At 59.7% G+C, this 20990-nt stretch carries 19 protein-coding genes; 7 read left to right on the top strand and 12 right to left on the bottom strand.

The window, feature by feature from the left end; genetic code table 11:
• Positions 1-137: 137 nt before the first annotated feature.
• The 6 genes from OQ273_RS16005 to OQ273_RS15980 all read right to left on the bottom strand — a co-directional run bounded on the left by OQ273_RS16005 (position 138) and on the right by OQ273_RS15980 (position 7358).
• The gene (locus OQ273_RS16005) at positions 138-1385 is read right to left on the bottom strand and encodes an ABC transporter substrate-binding protein (RefSeq protein ID WP_425493386.1); all 1248 of its coding nucleotides are present in this window, start codon (positions 1383-1385) and stop codon (positions 138-140) included.
• A 47-nt stretch (positions 1386-1432) separates the two neighbouring features.
• A complete protein-coding gene (locus OQ273_RS16000; RefSeq protein ID WP_267991493.1) occupies positions 1433-2965 on the bottom strand; it encodes an aldehyde dehydrogenase family protein in 1533 nt (510 codons plus the stop codon).
• A gap of 2 nt (positions 2966-2967) precedes the next feature.
• Positions 2968-3726, bottom strand: coding sequence for an enoyl-CoA hydratase/isomerase family protein (locus OQ273_RS15995; RefSeq protein WP_267993118.1), 759 nt, complete (start codon positions 3724-3726; stop codon positions 2968-2970).
• Between the two features lie 5 nt (positions 3727-3731).
• On the bottom strand, positions 3732-5306 hold the full coding sequence (locus OQ273_RS15990; RefSeq protein WP_267991492.1) for an acyl CoA:acetate/3-ketoacid CoA transferase: 1575 nt from the start codon (positions 5304-5306) through the stop codon (positions 3732-3734).
• Position 5307: 1 nt separating this feature from the next.
• Positions 5308-6309 (bottom strand): Gfo/Idh/MocA family protein, encoded by a 1002-nt coding sequence (locus OQ273_RS15985; protein ID WP_267991491.1) that lies wholly within the window; start codon positions 6307-6309, stop codon positions 5308-5310.
• 152 nt (positions 6310-6461) lie between these two features.
• Complete coding sequence (locus OQ273_RS15980; protein ID WP_267991490.1) at positions 6462-7358, bottom strand: LysR family transcriptional regulator; 897 nt, start codon at positions 7356-7358, stop codon at positions 6462-6464.
• 116 nt (positions 7359-7474) lie between these two features.
• On the opposite strand from OQ273_RS15980, the gene OQ273_RS15975 reads away from it, so the two are divergent.
• Genes OQ273_RS15975 through glcF form a run of 4 tightly spaced genes read left to right on the top strand, consistent with a single transcriptional unit; the run spans position 7475 to position 11957 of the window.
• Entirely contained in the window at positions 7475-8971 is a 1497-nt protein-coding gene (locus OQ273_RS15975; RefSeq protein WP_267991489.1) for an FAD-linked oxidase C-terminal domain-containing protein, read from the top strand.
• A gap of 3 nt (positions 8972-8974) precedes the next feature.
• Complete coding sequence (glcE, locus tag OQ273_RS15970; RefSeq protein ID WP_267991488.1) at positions 8975-10207, top strand: glycolate oxidase subunit GlcE; 1233 nt, start codon at positions 8975-8977, stop codon at positions 10205-10207.
• Between the two features lie 40 nt (positions 10208-10247).
• On the top strand, positions 10248-10625 hold the full coding sequence (locus tag OQ273_RS15965) for a magnetosome magnetite crystal formation protein family (protein ID WP_267991487.1): 378 nt from the start codon (positions 10248-10250) through the stop codon (positions 10623-10625).
• Positions 10626-10649: 24 nt separating this feature from the next.
• Positions 10650-11957, top strand: a complete 1308-nt coding sequence (glcF, locus tag OQ273_RS15960) for a glycolate oxidase subunit GlcF (protein ID WP_267991486.1) — start codon at positions 10650-10652, stop codon at positions 11955-11957.
• Here glcF and hisG read toward each other — a convergent pair.
• From hisG to OQ273_RS15940, 4 genes are all read right to left on the bottom strand, one after another.
• Positions 11954-12667, bottom strand: a complete 714-nt coding sequence (gene hisG / locus OQ273_RS15955; protein WP_267991485.1) for an ATP phosphoribosyltransferase — start codon at positions 12665-12667, stop codon at positions 11954-11956. The genes glcF and hisG overlap by 4 nt on opposite strands.
• On the bottom strand, positions 12664-13788 hold the full coding sequence (locus OQ273_RS15950; protein ID WP_425493422.1) for an ATP phosphoribosyltransferase regulatory subunit: 1125 nt from the start codon (positions 13786-13788) through the stop codon (positions 12664-12666). Before OQ273_RS15950 ends, hisG begins: the two co-directional genes overlap by 4 nt.
• Positions 13785-15305 (bottom strand): histidine--tRNA ligase, encoded by a 1521-nt coding sequence (gene hisS, locus OQ273_RS15945; RefSeq protein WP_267991483.1) that lies wholly within the window; start codon positions 15303-15305, stop codon positions 13785-13787. The genes OQ273_RS15950 and hisS overlap by 4 nt, the downstream gene beginning before the upstream one ends.
• A 118-nt stretch (positions 15306-15423) precedes the next feature.
• Positions 15424-16053, bottom strand: coding sequence for a DNA-3-methyladenine glycosylase I (locus OQ273_RS15940; protein WP_267991482.1), 630 nt, complete (start codon positions 16051-16053; stop codon positions 15424-15426).
• A gap of 247 nt (positions 16054-16300) precedes the next feature.
• Between OQ273_RS15940 and OQ273_RS15935 the strand changes: the two genes are divergently transcribed.
• On the top strand, positions 16301-17038 hold the full coding sequence (locus OQ273_RS15935; protein WP_267991481.1) for a L,D-transpeptidase: 738 nt from the start codon (positions 16301-16303) through the stop codon (positions 17036-17038).
• Positions 17039-17213: 175 nt separating this feature from the next.
• Positions 17214-17906, top strand: a complete 693-nt coding sequence (locus OQ273_RS15930) for a L,D-transpeptidase (RefSeq protein ID WP_425493385.1) — start codon at positions 17214-17216, stop codon at positions 17904-17906.
• A 75-nt stretch (positions 17907-17981) separates the two neighbouring features.
• Here OQ273_RS15930 and OQ273_RS15925 read toward each other — a convergent pair whose 3' ends face one another.
• Positions 17982-18368 (bottom strand): DoxX family protein, encoded by a 387-nt coding sequence (locus OQ273_RS15925; protein ID WP_267991480.1) that lies wholly within the window; start codon positions 18366-18368, stop codon positions 17982-17984.
• Between the two features lie 193 nt (positions 18369-18561).
• Here OQ273_RS15925 and OQ273_RS15920 point away from each other — a divergent pair, with 193 nt between their 5' ends.
• A complete protein-coding gene (locus tag OQ273_RS15920) occupies positions 18562-19266 on the top strand; it encodes a glutathione binding-like protein (RefSeq protein WP_267991479.1) in 705 nt (234 codons plus the stop codon).
• Positions 19267-19338: 72 nt separating this feature from the next.
• On the opposite strand, the gene groL is transcribed toward OQ273_RS15920, so the two are convergent.
• Positions 19339-20982 carry a chaperonin GroEL gene (gene groL / locus OQ273_RS15915; RefSeq protein WP_267991478.1) on the bottom strand — a complete coding sequence of 548 codons (1644 nt, stop codon included), beginning with the start codon at positions 20980-20982 and terminating at the stop codon, positions 19339-19341.
• Positions 20983-20990 lie beyond the last annotated feature (8 nt).

Genomic DNA, 20990 nt, shown 5'->3' with positions numbered 1-20990 from the left:
GGAGCATGGTGTTGTGCACCCAACTGGCGCACGCTCCAACCCGTGCCTGCTGCAAGGTGAGCCCGTATGCCGTTTCGGGCCATTGCAGCTGTCATTTCAAGGGAAGAGCGGTGTATTCCACCGCTCTTCCAGGGTTTCTACCGGTTGATCTGAACTGCCGTCACAAGCTCCTCGACAGCGGTTTCACTGTCATATTCGCCGTTGAAATGGGCAGTAATCACATCATACATGGCATTCTTGATAGCAGCCGGATTGGCATGTCCATGCGCCATCGAGCCATAGAGATTGCCGCTTGCCGCAGCGCTCTTCAAGTCAGCCATGCCTTTCTTGCCGCAGGCATCGAACGCCTCATCGGAAACATCCGTACGTGCCGGCACGGAGCCCTTGACCACGTTGAACGCGGACTGGAAGCTCGGCGACAGGATTGCGGTCGCAAGGGCGGCCTGTTCCTTGCCGACTTCGGAGCCTTGCGCAAACATTGCGAACTGGTCCGCATTGAATGTCACCTGATCCTGCGTGCCGGGGAAACGGAAACAGAGAAAGTCCTGATCGGGTGTTTTGCCCGCATTCAGGAATTCGCCCTTCGCCCAGTCGCCCATCATCTGAAACGCAGCATCTCCGTTGATGACCATGGCGGTTGCCAGGTTCCAGTCGCGGCCGGAGAAGTTGTCATCCACATGGGAGCGGATCACGGCCATGCGGTCGAACGTCTCTTTCATCGTGTCCGAGCCCAGAGCCTCTTCATCAAGGTCGATAAAGGCCTTTTTGTAGAAATCCGGGCCGCCCGTCGACATGGCCACCGCGTCGAAAACGGTGGCGTCCTGCCAGGGCTGACCGCCGTGTGCAATGGCGGTCTTGCCGGATGCCTTGACCTTTTCAAGCGCGGCCACGAACTCGTCCCAGCTTGTCGGAACAGCGATGCCGAGTTCGTCCAGGATCGCCTTGTTCGCCCACACCCAGTTGGTGGAGTGAACGTTGACAGGTGCTGAAACCCACTTGCCGTCGTGTTTTGCAAATTCCTGCAGGGCTGCCGGGACGACATTATCCCAGCCTTCCTGGCTCGCCTGAACATTCAGATCGGCAAGCGCGCCTTCCTTCGCCCAGTCGAGAATGTCGAAGCCAAGCATCTGGACAGCGGTCGGCGGGTTGCCCGATGTGACACGGGCACGCAGAACCGTCATGGCCTGTGAGCCGCCCCCGCCGGCAACCGGCATGTCCTGCCATCCGATGCCCTGCTGCTCGAGGTCTTGCTTCAGGACGTTGAGTGCGGCGGCTTCACCGCCCGAAGTCCACCAGTGAAGTACCTCCACATCTTCTGCGTGAAGGCTGGTGCTTGCTGCCATCAACGCACTTGCGGCTGTCATCATTGTTAAAAATTTACGCATGGATTACCTCCCTTATTTGCGTATCGCTCAGTCTTATCCGCGAGGCGCTAACTTGCCCGCGGCTCAACCCAAGGCTTGCGCGATTTCCCAATCCTCATTGTCACGGTCTTCGCCTCGAGAAACTCCTCCAGTCCGTATTTGCCAAGCTCCCGGCCTTGTCCGCTCTCCTTGACACCGCCAAACGGCAGTTCGGCAAAACCGTCCATCCATGTGTTGGTCCAGACGGTTCCGGCTTCCGCGCGGCGCGCGAATTCAAGGCAGGTATGGACATTTTCGCTCCAGACACCTGCCGAAAGGCCGTATTCGGCGTCATTGACCAGAGCGATGGCCTCGTCGATCGTTCTGAAAGTCAAAACGGAAAGAACCGGTCCAAACACTTCCTCGCGTGCGATCGGCTGGCTGCTTTCTACATTCGCAATGACAGTCGGCTGGTAGAATTGCCCGTCAAGGCCCGGCACCGTCAGACCGCCGCCGCCCAAGCGGATGTCTGCCCCGGCATTCGCGGCATCGCGGACATAGGTGTCGATTTTGTTCTGATGTTCCGGCGTTATGATCGCGCCGACCTGGGTGGACGGATCGAGAGGATCTCCGAAGGGAACCTGCCGCGACAGGGCAACGGTCTGCGCAATGAACGCCTCGGCAATATCTTCGTGCACGATGATCCGGGATCCGGAGTTGCAGCATTCGCCGGCATTGAAATAGACGCCGAAAACAACGGCATCGACCGCGCTTTCGACATCCGCATCCGGGAAGATGACCTGCGGGTTCTTGCCCCCGAGCTCCAGTGAGACCTTTTTCAATGTTCCGGAGGCTGCGGAGACGATGGATTTGCCGACAGCGGTCGATCCGGTGAATGTCACCATGTTCACACGGCTGTCCGTCGTCATGCGTGTTCCCACCGGGTCGCCATAGCCGAGGACAATATTTACCACGCCTGAAGGGATTCCGGCCTCTATGCAAAGCTCCCCCAGGATCGTGGTGGTCGCAGGCGTCAGTTCCGAAGGTTTGATCACCGCCGTACACCCGGCAGCGAGCGCAAAGGGCAGTTTCTGCGAAACGATCAGGAACGGAAAATTCCACGGCGTGATGATTGAGACGACGCCGACGGGTTCCTTCAGGACGAGACCAAGAAACTCGCTCCCCAGACTGTTGTGGCTGTCACCGTGCACCGTACGAGCCAGCGAAGCCGCATAGCGCCACAGGTCGGACGCGCCTTCGATCTCCGCCTCCGCCTGACTGATCGGCTTGCCGGACTCGAGTGTTTCCATCAGCGCGATGCGCTGCCGGTCCCGGTCGATCAGATCGGCGATCTTCAAAAGAAACGTGGCGCGTTTCTGACCGCTGATCCTCGACCAGCTTCCTGCGTCGAATGCCTTGCGTGCAGCGTCGATTGCGGCATCGACGTCATTTGTCCCCCCCATGCTGGCACGGGTGACAACCGTTCCATGAGACGGGGAAAGCCGTTCGAAGGTCTGCCCGTCGTGACTTTCGCGCCAATCGCCGCCAATCAGATGACGGGCGAGGAAAGGATCCGCCGGAATATCTGCTCTGCTTTTTGAGACAACAGTCAAATCGTTCATATCTATGTTCCGGAAAAATTCGGTTTGCGCTTTTCGCGAAACGCGGCGACACCTTCGGCACGGTCTTGTGTCGGTCCGATCATGCCGGCGCCGAGTGCTTCGATCATGGCATCGCGGTCTTCTCCGACTGCCGCGTGAATCATATATTTTGCGACTTCTGTCGCCTGGCTCGATCGGCTCGAGAGTGCTTCGGCGATCTCGCGTGCACGCGCCAACGGATCGTCGGATATCTCGGCGATGAATCCCGCCGACAAGGCACGTTCGGGGGTGATGCGCCTGCCGAAAAGCGCCATTTCCTTGACCAACGGTTCGCCAAGCAGGCGGATGAGGCGCTGCGTGCCGGACCAGCCGGGGACAATGCCCACATCGGCTTCGGGAAGCGCAAGCGTTGCCTCGGGTGACATCACCCGTAGATCGGCCACTGCCGCAAACTCCAGCCCGCCGCCAAAGGCGTGTCCGTTGATCGCGGCGATCGTCGGCTTGGACAGACGCGCCAGCCGGTCAAAGATGCGATGGCCGTCACGCACCCAATGGCGGGCAAAATCGCGGGGGCTGAGCGCCGACCAGGCCAGAATGTCGGCGCCGGCACAAAATGCCCGGCTTTCCTCGGCCGATATGACAACGGCCCGAACGGACGCGTCCATTTCAAGCGCTCCGCAATGACGCTCGATTTCCGCCAGCATCCCGGCGGTCAAAGCATTGAGCTTGGTTGGGTTGTCCAGACGCAGTTCGGCGGTTGCGCCGCTGCGTCTCAGATGCACGGCACTCAAAGGCTCAGCTCCATCGGTTCTTCGCGGAGCAAGGCACCGGGCATCTCGGCAAGATTGTCCGCCAACCGCACCCGCCCTTGCGAGGCATCGACGATGTCTCTGCCCGGATCGATGCCCGGCATGATTTCGGTCGCGGTCAGACCTGTCTCGGTCAGCCGCATAACGCAGCGTTCAGTGATGTAGAGAACATCCTGGCTGAGCGCACGCGCGCGCCGGCCTGAAAAGGTCACGTGTTCAACTTCGTCGACCATCTTGGTGAACTTGCCCGGCGATCTCACCGTGAGCGCATGGTCGCTCAGATCGAGATCCGCACCGGCCTCGAAAAGGCCCGAAAAGACGATTTTTCTCGCATTCGCCGTGATATCGACAAAACCCCCGCAACCGGCTGTCAGGTAAGGTTTTTTGCCGAGTTTAGAGACATTGACGTTTCCCTCGACGTCGATTTCCAGGAAGGACAGGAAAGAGACATCGAAGCCGCCGCCCTGGAAGTAGATGAACTGGTCCGGGGAGGGCATATAGGCATCGGCATTGGATGCGCAGCCGAAGGCAAAGCCGGTGAGCGGCATGCCGCCGGTCGCGCCCTGTTCTATGGCCCACGTCACTGCCTGCTCCTGGCCTGCCTCAAGCAGTATCCGGGGAACCATCGCGGAGATGCCAAATCCCAGATTGGCGGTTTGACCGGATTTCAACTCCATGGCCGCGCGACGGGCGACAATTTTTTCAACCCCGTATTCGGCCATGGAGAAACTCGACCAGGGTCGCATGATCTCGCCGGATATGGCGGGGTCGTAGAGGGTTTCGGTTGTCTGGCGCTGATCGGGATCGACGACAATCAGATCGACAAGGTGTCCGGGGACCCGAACGTCGTGCGGACGCAACGAGCCGGATGCGGTTATCCGTTTGACCTGCGCGATGACCAGTCCGCCGTGGTTGCGAACGGCGATCGCCTGTTCAAGGCCACCGAGATAGGCCCCTTCATGTTCGTAGGTCAGATTGCCGCGCTCATCGGCGGTTGTCGCGCGGATGAGCGCGACATCGGGCACAATGTTGGGAAAATGCAGCCATGTGTCACCGGCAAGCTCCATACGCGACACGATCGGGCGCGCGGCGGCTTCTTCGTTCATGGCGCATCCCTGACGGGACGGGTCGACAAAGGTATCGAGACCGATCTTGGTCAGGACGCCGGGGCGTTTGGCGGCGGCGTCACGGTGCATGTCGAAAAGGATGCCCGACGGGACGTTGTAGGCGGCAACCCGGTTTTCAACCACCATCCGCCAGATCGCGGGCATCGGCAGAGAAGAGGGGCCTGACGGATAGGACCCGGCGATGATCGTGGAGAGAAGGCCGTCCTTGGCAATGTGATCGATGCCCTTGATGCCGTACATGTCGCCGGCGGCGATCGGGTGCAGCGTTGTCAGGTCCCTTGGATGGCCCTCGCGGTCGAACCGGGCACCGATTGCTTCAAGCATCCTGTCGGGGCAGCCGAGACCGGAGGATGAGGAGACGGTTACAACCGATCCGTCCGCGATCCTCTTGGCGGCTTCGTCCATAGGGACAAGTTTTGAGGACATCTCAAACGTCTCCATAGTCGACGCGAACCGCTTTTCCGGTTTGCGCCGCTTCCCGCACCGCCAGCGCGACTGCCAGTGATTTCACGCCGTCGACACCGTCTGCCGACGGGCGTCCGGTCCCGCGGACAGCGTCGTCAAACAGCCCCAGCGACCGCACATATAGATTGTGATTTTGGAAGGGAATGATGGTTTCGCCATCGGGATCAACGAGGCGAATCTCTCCGACCGGTTCTTGCGTCATCACGTTTCTTGCGAAGATGGAACCGTCCGTGCCGTGGAACTCGATGCCGCTGCCGGCAAAACGATGGGTGAAACTCTCATGGGTCTGAACCGTTGCGCCCGAGGGCATGGACCACACGGACATAACGCTGTCCTCGACACCGTCGCCCATCCCGGAGACAGCCGATTTCGCGACGACCTCCTGTGGGTCCTCCTCAAGATGGAAGCGGATCGTATCGGCGTCATGGACCGTTATATCGGGTATGACGCCGCCACCTGCGGACGCATCGTTGATGCGCCAGCCCTGAAGATGTTCCGGCAAGCTGACGGCATGAAAGACACGGGCACTCAGAACCCGGCCGATACGGCCGGATGTGATCAGGTCATGAATGGCTAGATGCGAGCCAGCATTGCGCAGATGGTGATTGGTAGCGAATACCACACCCCTTTGCGCCGCGGCCCGAACCATCTCCACCGCGTCGGTGACAGCCATGGCAAGCGGTTTCTCGCACAGGACATGCTTACCTGCCGCAATCGCCGCCAGGGCCTGTGAATGATGTTTTTCATTGGTGGTGGAGATATAGACCGCGTCGACGCTTGCGTCGTTGAGTTGCTCGGCCAGGTTGGTGTAGCTTCGGGGGATGTTGTTTGCTTCGGCAAAGGCCTTGCCGCGATCGGTATCGGAACTCAACACCGAAACAATGTCCGAGTCCTCCTGCGCACGAATAGCGTCAATCATGTAGCTCGATGCAATACGGCTTGCGCCAATAAGGGCCCAACGCATCCATTTCTCCAAGCGTAATTGGAACGTTCCAATAATTGTTGACTTTGAGATATTGGAACGTTCCAAAGGAGTCAACTCACTTTAAACGAAAAATGTATTGCGGGATGTGAATTCAGCTCCAGAAGGCCTTATGCCGCCAGCAATCGCCCGTTTCAGGCTTCCCAATAGGGGCGGGGGCCGTAGAGCTCGGCCAGATAGTCGACAAAAACACGCACCTTGGTCGGCAGGAAGCGCCTGCTGGCGTAAATGGCATAGACGGCGACGTTGCGCGAGCCGCGATAGTCCGGAAGCACCTGCACCAGTTTGCCGTCCTTGAGTTCCTGCGAGACATCCCAGGTCGAGCGCAGCGCAATGCCAAGGCCTGATATCAGCGTTTCGCGGATCACCTCGCTGGAATCGGTCATCAGCGGGCCGCTTGGCCGGTAGAGAAGAGGGCCGTCCGGACCTTCCAGTTTCCATGGCTCATTGTTGTGCGGTGGCAGGCAGATATGCCGTTCGAGGTCTTCGATGCTCTCCGGCATGCCGTTTTCGGCGACATAGGACGGTGCCGCGCACAGGATGCGCCGCACCGGCGCGAGCTGTCGCGCCACCAGGCTTGAATCGGATAGTTCGCCAATGCGGATGGCGATATCGAAACCCTCTGCGACAATATCCACATAGCTGTCGGTCAGCGAGAGGCTGACCGAAAGATCGGGGTTTGCGCCCATGAAGGTTTTCAGATGCGGCGCGATGTGCAGCCGCCCGAAAGTGCTTGGCGCCGAGACCTTGAGCAGTCCGCGCGCCTGCTGTGAGCGTCGTGTTACAAAGGCTTCAGCCTCTTCGATTCCGGCAAGTACGGCGACGATGCGCTCGTAGTAGCCCTGTCCGGCCTCCGTTAAAGAAATCTGCCGTGTCGTACGCTGGATCAGCCGCGTGCCGATCCGCTCCTCCAGCCGCCGCAAACGTTTTGAGACGACGGCGGGCGACAGGCCAAGCTCGCGTCCGGCAGCCGACAGGCTGCCGGCGGAAACCACTTGTGCAAAGACTTCGAGATCATCGAACTTGTTCATGTTGCCTCAGACTTTATGTATCGGTCTAAGCATCGCAAGCGGCGGAAAATGTCAATCGCCCCTTGACTGGTAAATAAATTTGACCATTACTGAAAATGAGGAAACGGGAGAAGCCCATGACATCGCCGAATATGCCCGATCCGAAGACGGACGTGCTCGCCAACCGCGATCGCATTGTCGAGGATTTGCGCGATATCGTGCCCGGTGAAGGCGTGGTGGATGCTACAAACCAGATGCGTGCCTTCGAGACAGACGGGCTGACGGCATACCGGCAACTGCCGCTGGTCGTGGTGCTGCCGGAAACCGTCGCTCAGGTCTCCCGTGTTCTGAAGTACTGCCAAAAATACGGCATCCGCGTCGTGCCGCGCGGCTCGGGCACTTCCCTTTCCGGTGGAGCGCTGCCGCTTGAGGATGCCGTACTGCTGGTCATGTCGCGCTTCAACAAGGTGCTGGAAATCGATTACGACAACCGCGTTGCGGTCGTGCAGCCGGGTGTCACCAATCTTGGCGTCAGCAATGCCGTGGCAGAGCGGGGCTTCTACTACGCACCTGACCCGTCCTCGCAGATTGCCTGCTCCATCGGCGGCAATGTCGCCGAGAATGCCGGCGGTGTGCATTGCCTGAAATACGGCCTGACAACCAACAATGTCCTTGGCTTGCAGATGGTGACGATCGACGGCGAGGTGATCCGTCTGGGCGGCCGTCATCTCGACAGCGAGGGCTATGACATCCTCGGCCTGATGACCGGTTCGGAAGGCCTGCTCGCCGTGGTCACCGAGATCACCGTGCGCATATTGCAAAAGCCCGAGACGGCGCGCGCCATGCTTGTCGGTTTCCCTTCCAACGAGGCCGCCGGCCAGTGCGTCGCCGATATCATCGGCGCGGGGATTATTCCCGGCGGCATTGAGATGATGGACCGTCTGGCCATCAAGGCGGCGGAGGATTTTGTCCAGGCCGGCTATCCGCTGGATGTGGAGGCATTGCTGATCGTTGAGCTCGACGGGCCTGAAGCCGAGGTCGACCACCTGATCGGCAAAGTCGAGGCAATCGCGGGCAACAACGGTGCGACCATGTCCCGCGTTTCGACCAGCGAGGAGGAGCGTCAGACCTTCTGGGCCGGCCGCAAGGCCGCGTTTCCGGCAGTCGGGCGTATCTCGCCGGATTATTACTGCATGGACGGCACGATCCCGCGCAAGCGCTTGCCGGAGGTTCTGGCCGGAATGCGGGAACTGTCGGAAAAACACGAGCTGGCCGTCGCCAATGTCTTTCACGCGGGCGACGGAAATCTGCACCCGCTGATCCTTTACGATGCAAACAATCCCGGCGAACTGGAACGGGCCGAGGAGTTTGGCAACGACATACTGCGCCTGTGCGTCGAGGTCGGCGGTGTTTTGACCGGCGAACACGGTGTCGGTGTCGAAAAACGCGACCTTATGCCGGCCATGTTCAACAAGGACGATCTCGACCAGCAGATCCGCATCAAATGCGCCTTCGACGAACAGCATCTGCTTAATCCCGGCAAGGTGTTTCCCGAGCTGCGCCGCTGCGCCGAAATGGGACGCATGCATATCTCGCGCGGCCAGCTTCCCTTTCCCGATATTCCGAGGTTCTAGGTGATGGCACAGACCCTCGGCGGCGAAATGTTTCGGCCGGAAACGGAAGATCAGGTGCTTGAGGCGGTCAGTTGGGCCGTCTCCGAACAAGCGCCGCTTGAAGTCCTTGGCCACGGCACCAAGCGCGGTATCGGACGCCCGCTTCAGGTTGCCAATGGACTGGATATCTCCGGCCTGACCGGCATCACGCTTTATGAGCCGGAAGAACTGGTCCTGACGGCCCGCGCCGGCACGTCTCTCGAAGAGATCGAAGCGCGGCTTGCCGAGCATAACCAGGAATTCGCCTTCGAACCGATGGACTATCGCGCGCTTTTGGGCAGTCAAGATCGCCCGCGCGGCACGGCCGGTGCGGTGCTCGCCACCAATCTTTCAGGACCGCGGCGGCTGAAGGCGGGCGCAGCACGCGATCATGTGCTTGGTATTCGCGCGGTCACCGGCCGGGGTGATCTGATCAAATCGGGCGGCCGGGTGGTCAAGAACGTTACCGGTTACGATCTTCCGCGCGGCCTTTCAGGCTCCTGGGGCACGCTGGCAGTTCTAACCGAGGTGACCTTCAAGGTCCTGCCGCGCGCCGAAACCGAAGAAACGCTCGTCGTCAGCGGACTGAACGATGCCGATGCTGCCGATATCATGGCGCAGGCTATGGGTTCGGATGCTGAGGTCTCGAGTGCCGCCCACCTTCCCGAAAGCGTGCGCGGGCGCTTCATCAACGGTGCGCTGCCGGGATCAGCGGCCACGGTCTTGCGGCTTGAGGGTTTTCCGTCCTCCGTTGCCTACCGGCTCGGCAAGCTCGAGGCGATGTTTGCGCAACATGGCTCATGTTCGCGGCTCGATGCTGACGCTTCGCGGGCGCTCTGGCGCGAAATCCGCGATGTTAAACCGTTTTGCGACGGGACGACGCGTCCGGTCTGGCGGGTGTCGGTTGCACCCGGCGCCGGCCACCAGCTTGTCGCGGGCCTGCGCCTGCAAACCGGCGTCGATGCCTTTTACGACTGGCAGGGCGGATTGGTGTGGTTGCGCATGGAAGGCGACGATGAGGCGGGCCCGGTACGCGATGCCATCCGGGCGCTCGGCGGTGGCCATGCCACGCTGGTGCGTGGATCGGGCGATCTGCGCAATCATGTACCGGTCTTCGAGCCGCAGGAGCCGGCTCTTGCCGCGCTGACCCGGCGGCTGAAGGAACAGTTCGATCCACAGGCTGTTCTCAATCCCGGTCGCATGTGGGCGGAGCTGTGATACGCTGCTTGTGCAACGCACAAGTGCAGGAGAGACGACTATGAGCGATCAGCAGCCCAATGATTTGCAGACGGAAGCCGAGAGCTGGATCGGACCCGGACAGAAAAACGCCCAGCTGATTTACATCCTCTATTTGGTCGGATTGATGCTTCCGGTCACGACCATTGTGGGCATAGTGTTGGCCTATATGAATCGAGGCAATTCGGAAGAGTGGATCGACAGCCACTACACCTACGCCATTCGTACGTTCTGGATCGGTATCCTCTATGCCTTCATCAGCTTCCTGACGGCCTTCATTCTTATCGGATTTCTGTTGGGGATCGCCGCAGCTGTCTGGTTCATCGTCCGCTGTGTCATCGGGTTGCAGGCGATCACACGCAGTGAGCCGGTCAAGAACGTCGAGACCTGGCTGGTCTAACGCAATCACAAGGGGCGCATTCGCATGCAGACAAATTTCTCGGCCGAACAGCTTACCGACAGCGGTGTGGCCGAAGCGGAAAAAATTCTGCGCAAATGCGTCCATTGCGGTTTCTGTACCGCGACCTGCCCAACCTATGTGACGCTCGGCAACGAGCTCGACAGTCCGCGCGGCCGGATCTACCTGATCAAGGACATGCTGGAGAATGACCGGCCGGCGGATGAAAAGGTGGTCAAACATATCGACCGATGCCTGTCTTGCCTTGCCTGCATGACAACCTGCCCCTCGGGTGTCCACTACATGCATCTCGTCGACCACGCACGGGCCCATATTGAAAAGACATACAAAAGGCCGTTGCTCAACCGCCTCAATCGGGCGGTACTGGCCTTTGTGCTGCCCTATCCGGCCCGTTTTCGCGCATCGCTGAGCTTTGCCCGCCTTGCCCGTCCGCTGGCGCCGTTATTCAAAGCTATCCCCGGTCTGAAGCCGGTCGGCGCCATGCTTGAACTGGCGCCGAAGAGGATTCCGCCAAGTTCGCAACTGCTTGGCGCGGGCGCCCATACACCAAAGGGGGAGTGGGCAGGGCGGGTCGCCATTTTGACCGGATGCGCCCAGTCGGTTCTTGAACCGGATACCAATGCTGCGGCCGCGCGGCTGCTCAACCGGCTCGGCATCGAGGTCGTTGTACCGAAAGGAGAGGGATGCTGCGGGTCGCTGGTGCACCACATGGGGCGTGAGGAAGAGGCGTTGGATGCCGCCCGTGTCAATGTCGATGCCTGGATGCGGGAGATCGACAATGGCGGTCTTGATGCCATTATCATTACGGCCTCCGGCTGCGGCACGACCATCAAGGACTACGGTTACATGCTGCGCGAGGACCCGCACTATGCGCAGAAGGCTGAAAAGGTGTCGGCACTGGCCCGCGACGTCACCGAGTTCCTTGCCGAGTGCGAAATGCCCGAGCCCGAGATCGAGCCGGGTCTGATCGTCGCCTATCATTCGGCCTGCTCCATGCAGCATGGCCAGAAGATCATCCGCCAGCCGAAGGATCTTTTGAGGGCTGCCGGCTTTGAGCTGCGCGAACCGGCCGAAGGGCATCTGTGCTGCGGTTCGGCCGGCACCTACAACATTATGCAACCCGAAATCGCCGGCCAGCTGCGCGACCGTAAGGTCGGCAATATTGAGGCGACGGGTGCCGACCTCGTTGCAACCGGCAATGTCGGCTGCATCACGCAGATCGGCATGGGCACAAAAATGCCCGTCATCCACACGGTTAAACTGCTCGATTGGGTCTATGGCGGACCGAAGCCGCGTGAACTCGCCGAAGGTTAACCTGTACCGGAACCAGCGGCGGAGGCGACTCGCTCCACGACAGTATTGATCAACGCCTCGTCCGATGCGTTGCGCTCCGCCAGCGACCGCACAAGACAGGCTTCGGAATTAAGGATCACACCATCCGTCAGCACTTTCAGGCTATTGGCGCGAAGGGTCGAGCCGGTCGAGGTGATATCGACAATAATATCGGCCTGGCCGGAGGCGGGCGCGCCTTCCGTGGCGCCGAGGCTTTCGACAATACGGTAGACCTGTATGCCGTGGCGGTTGGAGAAGAATTGCTGGGTCAGCCGCCAGAATTTTGTCGCAATGCGCAGCCTGCGCCCGTGTCCGGAGCGGAAATGCGAGGCGACATCGCCGAGATCGGCCATCGTGTCGACATCGATCCACACATCCGGCACCGCGACCACCACATCGGCGTGGCCGAAGCCGAGCCGGGCGCAAAATTCCACGGTCTCTTCAACCGCGCTCAGGTCTTCCCGCACCAGATCTTCGCCGGTTACGCCGAGATCGACCGTGCCGTTGCCGAGCTCTCTCGCGATCTCGGACGCTGAGAGAAAAGCGACCTCGACCTCTGGCATATCCTTCAGCACACCGCGATAGGATCGGTCATTGCCGACGGAAACAATGTCCAGGCCCGCGCGCTCAAATACGCCGGTTGCATCGTCCTTTATGCGCCCCTTTGAAGGAAGTGCCAAAGTCACACTCATATCGAACGTCCTCCCTGTGCGGCTTCGATACGGTCGAGCCAGAGGGAAAAGCCGACGGCGGGAATTGTTGTTTGAGCGCCGAGCAGCGTCAGCAGGCGGTCGAAACGGCCGCCACCGGCGAGCACGGCGCCATTGGTGCTGTGCTCGAAGACGAGCCCGGTATAATAATCGAGGGGTCTGCCGAACGCTGCGCGGTAGTGCGATTGGTCAAGACTGAAGCCGCTCTTTTTCAACGCGGAAACGCGGTCGTCAAATGCTGTCAGCGCGGCTGCGATATCAAGCCCCGCGATACGTGCAAAGGCCGCAAGGGCGTCCGGTGCATCGGCGAGCGGCGTATCGAGCGCCAGAAAGGTTTTGAGAACATCCAGCGCCTTGGCATCGAGATGGACACTCGAAAGCCGCGCCTTCTCAAATACTCGTGCTGCAATCTCCGCCGGCGTACGGCTCGCATTGCTCATCAAACCGCTCGCCCGCATGCGTTTATCAAGCAGTGCTGCCAGACCGTCCTCATCGCCCGCAGAAAGCAGCGCCGCTACCTCACCATCAAGCCCGGGCAGGGGAGCCGAGGGTTTTGAAAGACTGCCGAGCAATGCGTCAAGCTGACCGGCGTCGCCGAAAGCCCGGATAAGCCGCGTCTGCCACCCATCGGGAAGCCCCAGCGATTCCACGACGGCCTCGAACACGGTTTGATCGCCCAGCGTCGTTATAAGCTGCGCACCCGGCAAAAGCGCTGCCAGCGTATCGGCGGCATCCTTGACCGCTGCGGCGTCCGCAGCCGCCATATCCATATTGCCGAGGTCTTCGATCCCGGCCTGATAGAATTCGTTGCCGCCGTCGCGGCGCTGGCGGAAGACCTGACCGTGATAGGCGTAGCGGCGCGGCGTGCCCGGCTGCAGTTCGATATGTCGCAGGCAGACGGGAATGGTGAATTCGGGCCGCAAGCAAAGGCTCTTGCCCGTCTCGCTTTCCGTCAGGAAGATACGCCGCCGCAGATCCTCGCCCGCCATATCGAGAAACGGGTCCGCAGGCTGGATGACCGGAATATCGACGGCCTCGGCGCCACGCTCGGCGAAAAGAGCCAGGACTTCTTCTTTGAACTGCGGACTTTTCAGCATGGTCAGCCCGCCTTGCGGTCCTCGGCCTGGGCGGCAAGAAGCTTTTTGACTTCCGTGACGAAGTCCGTTTCCTTGACCGAGTACTGTGCCGGTCTGGAAGCCCGCCATGCGGCATTGTCCTCGATCTCGCCGGACAGCCGCTTGCCCTCGATCAGATCCTTGATCTGAACCGTACCCTCATCGCGCTCCTGCGAGCCCTGGATGATGGCGACCGGGCTGCCGCGCCGGTCCGCATACTGCAATTGCTTGCCGAAATTCTTCGGATTGCCCTGGAACATCTCGGCCCGGACACCTGCGCTGCGCAGTTCAGAGACAAAGCGCTGATAGCGGCTCATGCTCTCCGCATCCCGATCCATCACGCACACGACGACAGGCGCTGCGATCTCGTCGCGGCCGAGCTTGCCAAGATTTTTCAGGGCCGTCATCAGCCGAGATACGCCGATGGAAAACCCTGTCGCCGGAACCGGCTGTCCCATGAAGCGCGACACCAGCCCGTCATAACGTCCGCCGCCGCCGACGGAGCCGAACTGCACCGTCTGGCCCTTTTCGTTGGTAACATCAAAAAGCAACTCGGCCTCGTAGACAGGGCCAGTGTAATATTCGAGACCGCGCACCACGGACGGGTCGATCTTGACGCGCCCATCGTCATAGCCGGCGGCAGCAACGAGATTTGCGATCTGCTCGAGTTCACCAATACCGCCTGAACCGCTGGCGCTGTCCACCGCAACGACATCACGCAGATTGTCGATGGTTTGCGCGCCGTTTGCGCCACCCGCTGAGACAAAACCGATCACCCGTTCGACCGAGGCGTCATCGAGGCCCGCGCCCTTGGTAAAATCGCCGCTCTCATCCTTGCGGCCTTCGCCAAGCAAGAGCCGCACGCCGTCTGTTCCGAACTTGTCCAGCTTGTCGATGGCGCGCAGAACCGTCAGCCGCGTCTCCGCATGCTCCGCGCCGCCAATGCCAATGGCTTCCATCACGCCGTCGAGCACCTTGCGGTTGTTGACGCGGATCACATAGTCGCCGCGCACAATGCCGAGCGCTTCCATCGTATCGGCCATCATCATGCACATTTCCGCATCGGCCTGCACGCCCGGCGCGCCGACCGTGTCGGCGTCGAACTGCATGAACTGGCGGAACCGGCCCGGTCCCGGCTTCTCGTTGCGGAACACCCAGCCGGCGCGATAGGTGCGGTAAGGAAGCTGGATGTCGTTGAAATTCTCGGCAACATGCCGCGCCAGCGGCGCAGTCAGGTCATAGCGCAGGCTCATCCACTGGTCGTCATCATCGGTCAGCGAGAAAACGCCTTCGTTCGGGCGGTCGCTGTCAGGCAGGAATTTTCCGAGCGCATCGGTATATTCGAACATGGGCGTTTCGACCGGATCGAAGCCGTAAAGCTCGAAGACATCGCGGATGCTCGCAACCATCTCGTCGGTCGCACGGATATCGGCCGGGCTGCGGTCGACAAAGCCGCGCGGAAGGCGTGCCTTGAGTTTCGGCTGTTTTTTCTTCTTTTCGCCCATTTTAGGGTCCGGCTTTCTCGATGCTTTGGAAGATGGCCGTGCGGGCCATGTAAAACGCGCACTTCCTAGCCCATCGGCTGCATCGCAGCAAGGTGGTTGTCCGGGCTTGGTAAAGGCGTCAGGGACGTTCGAACGCCCGGCGCTCGGCCTCGACCTCCTCACGCACGTGGCAGCCCTCTATATGATCATTGACCAACCCCATAGCCTGCATGAAGGCGTAGACCGTTGTCGGCCCGACAAAGGACCAGCCGCGCTTCTTCAGATCCTTTGAGATCGCCGTCGAAATGTCGGTCTTGCCGAGCGTCATCAAGGTCGTCTTGTCGAGACGTTTCGGCCGGTCCGCCGGGCCCGGCTCCTTCGACCAGAAATAGCGCGCAAGGGAACCGAACTCGTCGCGCATCTCCAGCGCCCGCGCCGCATTGTTGATGGTCGATGTGATTTTGCCCCGGTGGCGAATAATGCCGGCATCCTTGACCAGCCGTTCCACATCGTCCTCGTCGAAGGCCGCGACTTTCTCGAAATCGAAGCCGGCAAAGGCAGCACGGAAATTTTCGCGCTTGCGCAGGATCGTCAGCCAGGAGAGTCCCGACTGGAAACCTTCCAGGCAAATCTTTTCAAACAGCCGGATATCGTCCTTTACCGGGCGGCCCCACTCGTGATCGTGATAGTGAAGATAGTCGGCTTTGTTGTCGTGCCAGAAGCAGCGAAGCTTGCCGTCTTCGCCCTTGATCAATCCGTTGTCCGACACGATATGCCCTCCAAAATGCTGCCGTTAACGCCCGTTTGAAACCTTTAAGGCGCCATTAACCGGCTTTATCAACCCGCCGATAACCTTGCCGGGAGCTTTCCAATGCGAATCGCATTTTATCCGTTTTGATTCACCTTTGAGTCTTTTTACGACGCCACTGTCCGTCCCGGAGCAATCTATTCCACCGCGCTGCCCCAACCGGCTGCGCGGAACGAACCCGTGTGACGAAAGGTAGTGAGTCCGTCCGATGAAAACCAGAATCCTAATCGCCGCCGCGTTTTGTCTCGGCGCACTGACCGCGGTTTCTGCGGCCAATGACCGCTACGGCCAGCGCCCGCCGGTCGTTCTCAGCCCCGATCTCAACGCGCCCTGGCTGAACCAGTTGCGCCAACCGGGCTCACCGCATGGCGCCGGCGCCGTGGTCAGCAAACGCAACCGGGCGCATGTCCAGTCTAACTATTCGAGGCATCGCGGCAACGCCCGCACGGCCACCAGGAACAGTTCGCAAAGGGCCAAGGCCCCGGCGATGAACCCGATCTATCTTCCGACGGTTGTCGCATATGAGACCAGTCAGAAGCCGGGTACGATCATCATCGACACGCCAAACCGTTTTCTTTACCTCGTCATGGCCGACGGCAAGGCCCGCCGCTATGGCGTCGGCGTCGGCAAGCCGGGTTTTGAGTGGGCCGGAACGCACCGCGTGACGCGCAAGGCCGAATGGCCGGATTGGCGTCCGCCCGCCCAGATGATCGCGCGCGAGAAAAAGAAAGGCCGTATCCTGCCGTCTTTCGTGGCCGGCGGGCCCGCCAACCCGCTTGGTGCCCGTGCGCTTTATCTCGGCTCGACCCTTTATCGTATCCACGGCACCAACCAGCCCTGGACGATCGGAGGGGCCGTCTCTTCAGGCTGCATCAGGATGCGCAATGAGGACGTGGTTGATCTTTACGAGCGGGTCGGGAACGGCTCGAAGGTTATCGTTATTTAACCTTGCGAATAACAAGGGGCCGGAAGTAAAATTCCGGCCCATTGCTGTTTCTGAGATGAGGCAGCTTATTCTACTGTCTCTGAATCATCACAAAATCATTATTTTAACCGGTTATTCTTGAAAGCCGGCGTATCAATGGTAGGCTTGATTCAGAGATAAAGAGGGGAGAATGACAATGAGAGTACTCGTCGCACCGTTGCTCGTTGTCACGTTGGCCATGGTTTCAGTGGCTATGACAGGCACCGCACATGCGTTCATGCGGGACGAGGTCCTTGCACGGCAGGATATCGCAACCGATGTGATCAAGGCGTCGACCAAGCGCCCGCCACAAAAATTCCTTCGCAAGAAGGTCAGGATCGATACCAATGAACGGCCCGGTACGATCATCATCGATACCAGCCGCCGTTTCCTCTACTACGTTGAGGGCAATGGCCGCGCGACCCGCTATGGTGTCGGCGTTGGACGCGAGGGTTTTGGCTGGGCCGGCACGGTCAAGGTCGGGCGCAAGGCCGAATGGCCGGACTGGCGTCCGCCTGCACGTATGATTGCGCGTGAGCGCAAAAAAGGCCGGATCATTCCGAGTTTCGTAAAAGGCGGGATCAATAATCCGCTTGGCGCCCGCGCATTGTATCTGCATCGCGGTGGTCGCGACACGATCTACCGCATCCATGGCACAAACCAGCCCTGGACCATCGGCCAGAACATGTCATCGGGCTGCATCCGCATGATGAACAGTGATGTGAAACACCTTTACAAGCGTGCCGGGGTCGGCACCAAGGTGATTGTCATCGGTCCGAACGGCCGCAATGCCTCGAAATATTACCGCGAACGCGGCGTTGACGTTCTGGCGACGATCTTCCGCAACTAACGATCTGCGCATATCGATGAAAAGGCCGCGTCCATTGGTTGGAGGCGGCCTTTTTTATTGTATGCCACCAATGGCTTAGCCGGCGCGCTTTGCATCCAGCGATATGCTGCCTGGACCGTTGGCGGCGAGAACGAGAAAGCCGCCGGCGATCGCAAGGTTCTTGAGGAACATGATCATCTGTATCTGATCGCCGAAATCGAAATGCGCAAGCAGTGCCGAAGCGATACAGAACAGTGCCAACAGGTAGGCGGCAGGCCGTGTCATGAAGCCGATCAGTATGGCGATGCCAGCCAACACCTCAAAGGCAACAACCAGCCAAACCATCACGGCTGCCATAGGCAAGCCGAGGCTTTCGAAGTAGGCGGCGTTGTTCGCCGGGTCACCGATTTTGCCGAGCCCGGCCATGATGAAGATGAGGGCCAACAGGATGCGTCCGATAAGGACTGTTGTTGAATGAGACATGATGTTCTCCGGTTTCTGTTGGCTGGAACTATATGGTTCCGTGACAGCGGGAATAGATGAACAATACATGACAGATTGTTCACTTTTTAAGAACGGTTTGTGTTGGTACCCGGCTCTATAATTTTCCCTGACAAGACCTATCTTGAGGTCAGCCCGAAACCGGGCAGGCCTCTTGAGGAAGGAACTTTTCAGAATGACCGCATTGAATTCGTTTCCGATCACGCAGCGTTGGAAACCCACTGACGATAGGAAGATCCAGCTTTATTCATTCGCAACGCCCAACGGCGTCAAGATATCGATCGCCCTTGAGGAGCTTGGGCTGCCCTACGAGGCGCATCTTGCACATATCGGACAGGACGATCAGAAAACGACGGAATTTCTGTCGCTGAGCCCGAATGGAAAGATCCCCGCGCTCATCGATCCGGACGGCCCGGATGGCGAGCCGATCGGTATCTTCGAATCAGGCGCGATCCTGCTCTATCTTGCCGAGAAGACCGGCAAGCTGATTCCGTCCGACCCCGTGGGGCGTCTGGAATGTATCCAATGGCTGTTTTTTCAGATGGCAAGCGTCGGCCCGATGTTCGGGCAGTTCGGACATTTCTACAAATTTGCCGCCGACAAGGTGACGGATCCCTATCCGACGGAGCGCTATCAGAATGAGACGAAGCGTTTGCTGGGTGTTCTCGAGACGCGACTTGCCGGGCGTCAGTGGATCATGGGTGACGACTACACCATTGCCGACATCGCGACCTTCCCCTGGGTGCGCACAGTCCGGGATTTTTACGAGGCCGGCGATGTCGTCGGCCTGGACGGGTTCACCAATGTGACCGCCTGGCTGGAACGGTGCCTTGAGCGTCCGGCAAGCCAGAAGGGGTTGAAGATTCCCGCGCGTCCCTGATCCGGAAGCTTCAGACAAACAAAAAGGCGGCCCCGAAAGGCCGCCTTCTCGTTACATATCTTGGAGTGGGTCTTAGAAGCCCATTCCACCCATGTCACCCATTCCGCCGCCAGGCATAGCCGGTGCAGCCGCTTCTTTTTGCGGCACTTCGGCAACCATGGCTTCGGTGGTGACGAGCAGGCCTGCGACCGAGGCAGCGTCCTGCAGGGCCGTGCGGACAACCTTGACCGGATCGACGATACCCATGGCGATCATGTCGCCATATTCGCCGGTCTGGGCGTTGTAGCCGTGGGTGTCTTTCTTGCCTTCGAGGATCTTGCCTGCCACGACAGATGCTTCGTCACCGGCATTGGAGACGATCTGGCGTGCCGGAGCCTGGAGAGCGCGGCGAACAATGCTAATGCCGGCTTCCTGATCTTCGTTCTCACCCTTGACCGAAAGATTTGCGGATGCGCGCAGCAGGGCCACGCCGCCGCCTGGAACGATGCCTTCCTGAACGGCAGCGCGTGTTGCGTTCAGTGCGTCGTCAACGCGGTCTTTCTTTTCCTTCACTTCGACTTCGGTCGCACCACCAACGCGGATGACAGCGACACCGCCGGCGAGCTTGGCAAGGCGTTCCTGCAGCTTCTCGCGGTCGTAGTCGGAAGTGGTTTCTTCGATCTGGGCTTTGATCTGAGCAACGCGGCCCTGGATCTCGCCTTTCTTGCCTGCGCCGTCGACGATCGTCGTGTTTTCCTTGGAGATGGAAACGCGCTTCGCAGTGCCGAGCATGTCGAGGGTAACATTCTCGAGCTTGATGCCGACGTCTTCGGAGATGACCTGTCCACCGGTCAGGATGGCAATGTCTTCAAGCATGGCCTTGCGGCGGTCGCCGAAGCCCGGAGCCTTGACAGCAGCAATCTTCAGGCCGCCGCGCAGCTTGTTGACGACGAGCGTAGCAAGCGCTTCGCCTTCCACGTCTTCAGCAATGATGAGCAGGGGCTTGGAGGACTGAACGATCGATTCCAGAACCGGAAGCATGGCCTGCAGGTTCGAAAGCTTCTTTTCGTGCAGCAGGATGTAGCAGTCTTCCAGGTCAGCAATCATCTTTTCAGGATTGGTGACGAAGTAGGGCGACAGGTAACCACGGTCGAACTGCATGCCTTCAACGACTTCCAGTTCGGATTCTGCGGTTTTGGCTTCTTCAACGGTGATGACGCCTTCGTTTCCGACTTTCTGCATCGCAACGGCAATGTCTTCGCCGATTGCGGCTTCGCCGTTTGCAGAGATGGTGCCGACCTGTGCAACTTCTTCAGAAGTCTTGATCGGCTTTGCCTTCTTGACGAGATTTGCAACAACGTCGGCGACGGCGAGATCGATACCGCGCTTCAGGTCCATCGGGTTCATGCCGGCAGCAACGGCCTTGGCGCCTTCGCGAACGATAGCCTGAGCCAGAACCGTGGCAGTCGTGGTGCCGTCGCCGGCTTCGTCATTGGTCTTCGAAGCAACTTCGCGGACCATCTGTGCGCCCATGTTCTCGAACTTGTCTTCCAGTTCGATTTCCTTGGCGACCGTGACGCCGTCCTTGGTGATGCGCGGTGCGCCGAAAGACTTGTCGATAACAACGTTACGGCCTTTCGGGCCGAGCGTCACCTTCACGGCATCGGCTAGCACGTCAACACCACGGAGCATCTTCTCACGTGCGTCGCGGCTGAATTTGACTTCTTTTGCGGACATATTTCCTC

It is taken from the genome of Hoeflea prorocentri (genome assembly GCF_027944115.1).
GTDB classification, from domain to species: Bacteria; Pseudomonadota; Alphaproteobacteria; order Rhizobiales; family Rhizobiaceae; genus Hoeflea_A; species Hoeflea_A prorocentri.
The sequence above is the reverse complement of the archived record's forward strand: the minus strand, read 5'-3'. Positions and strand labels throughout refer to the sequence as shown.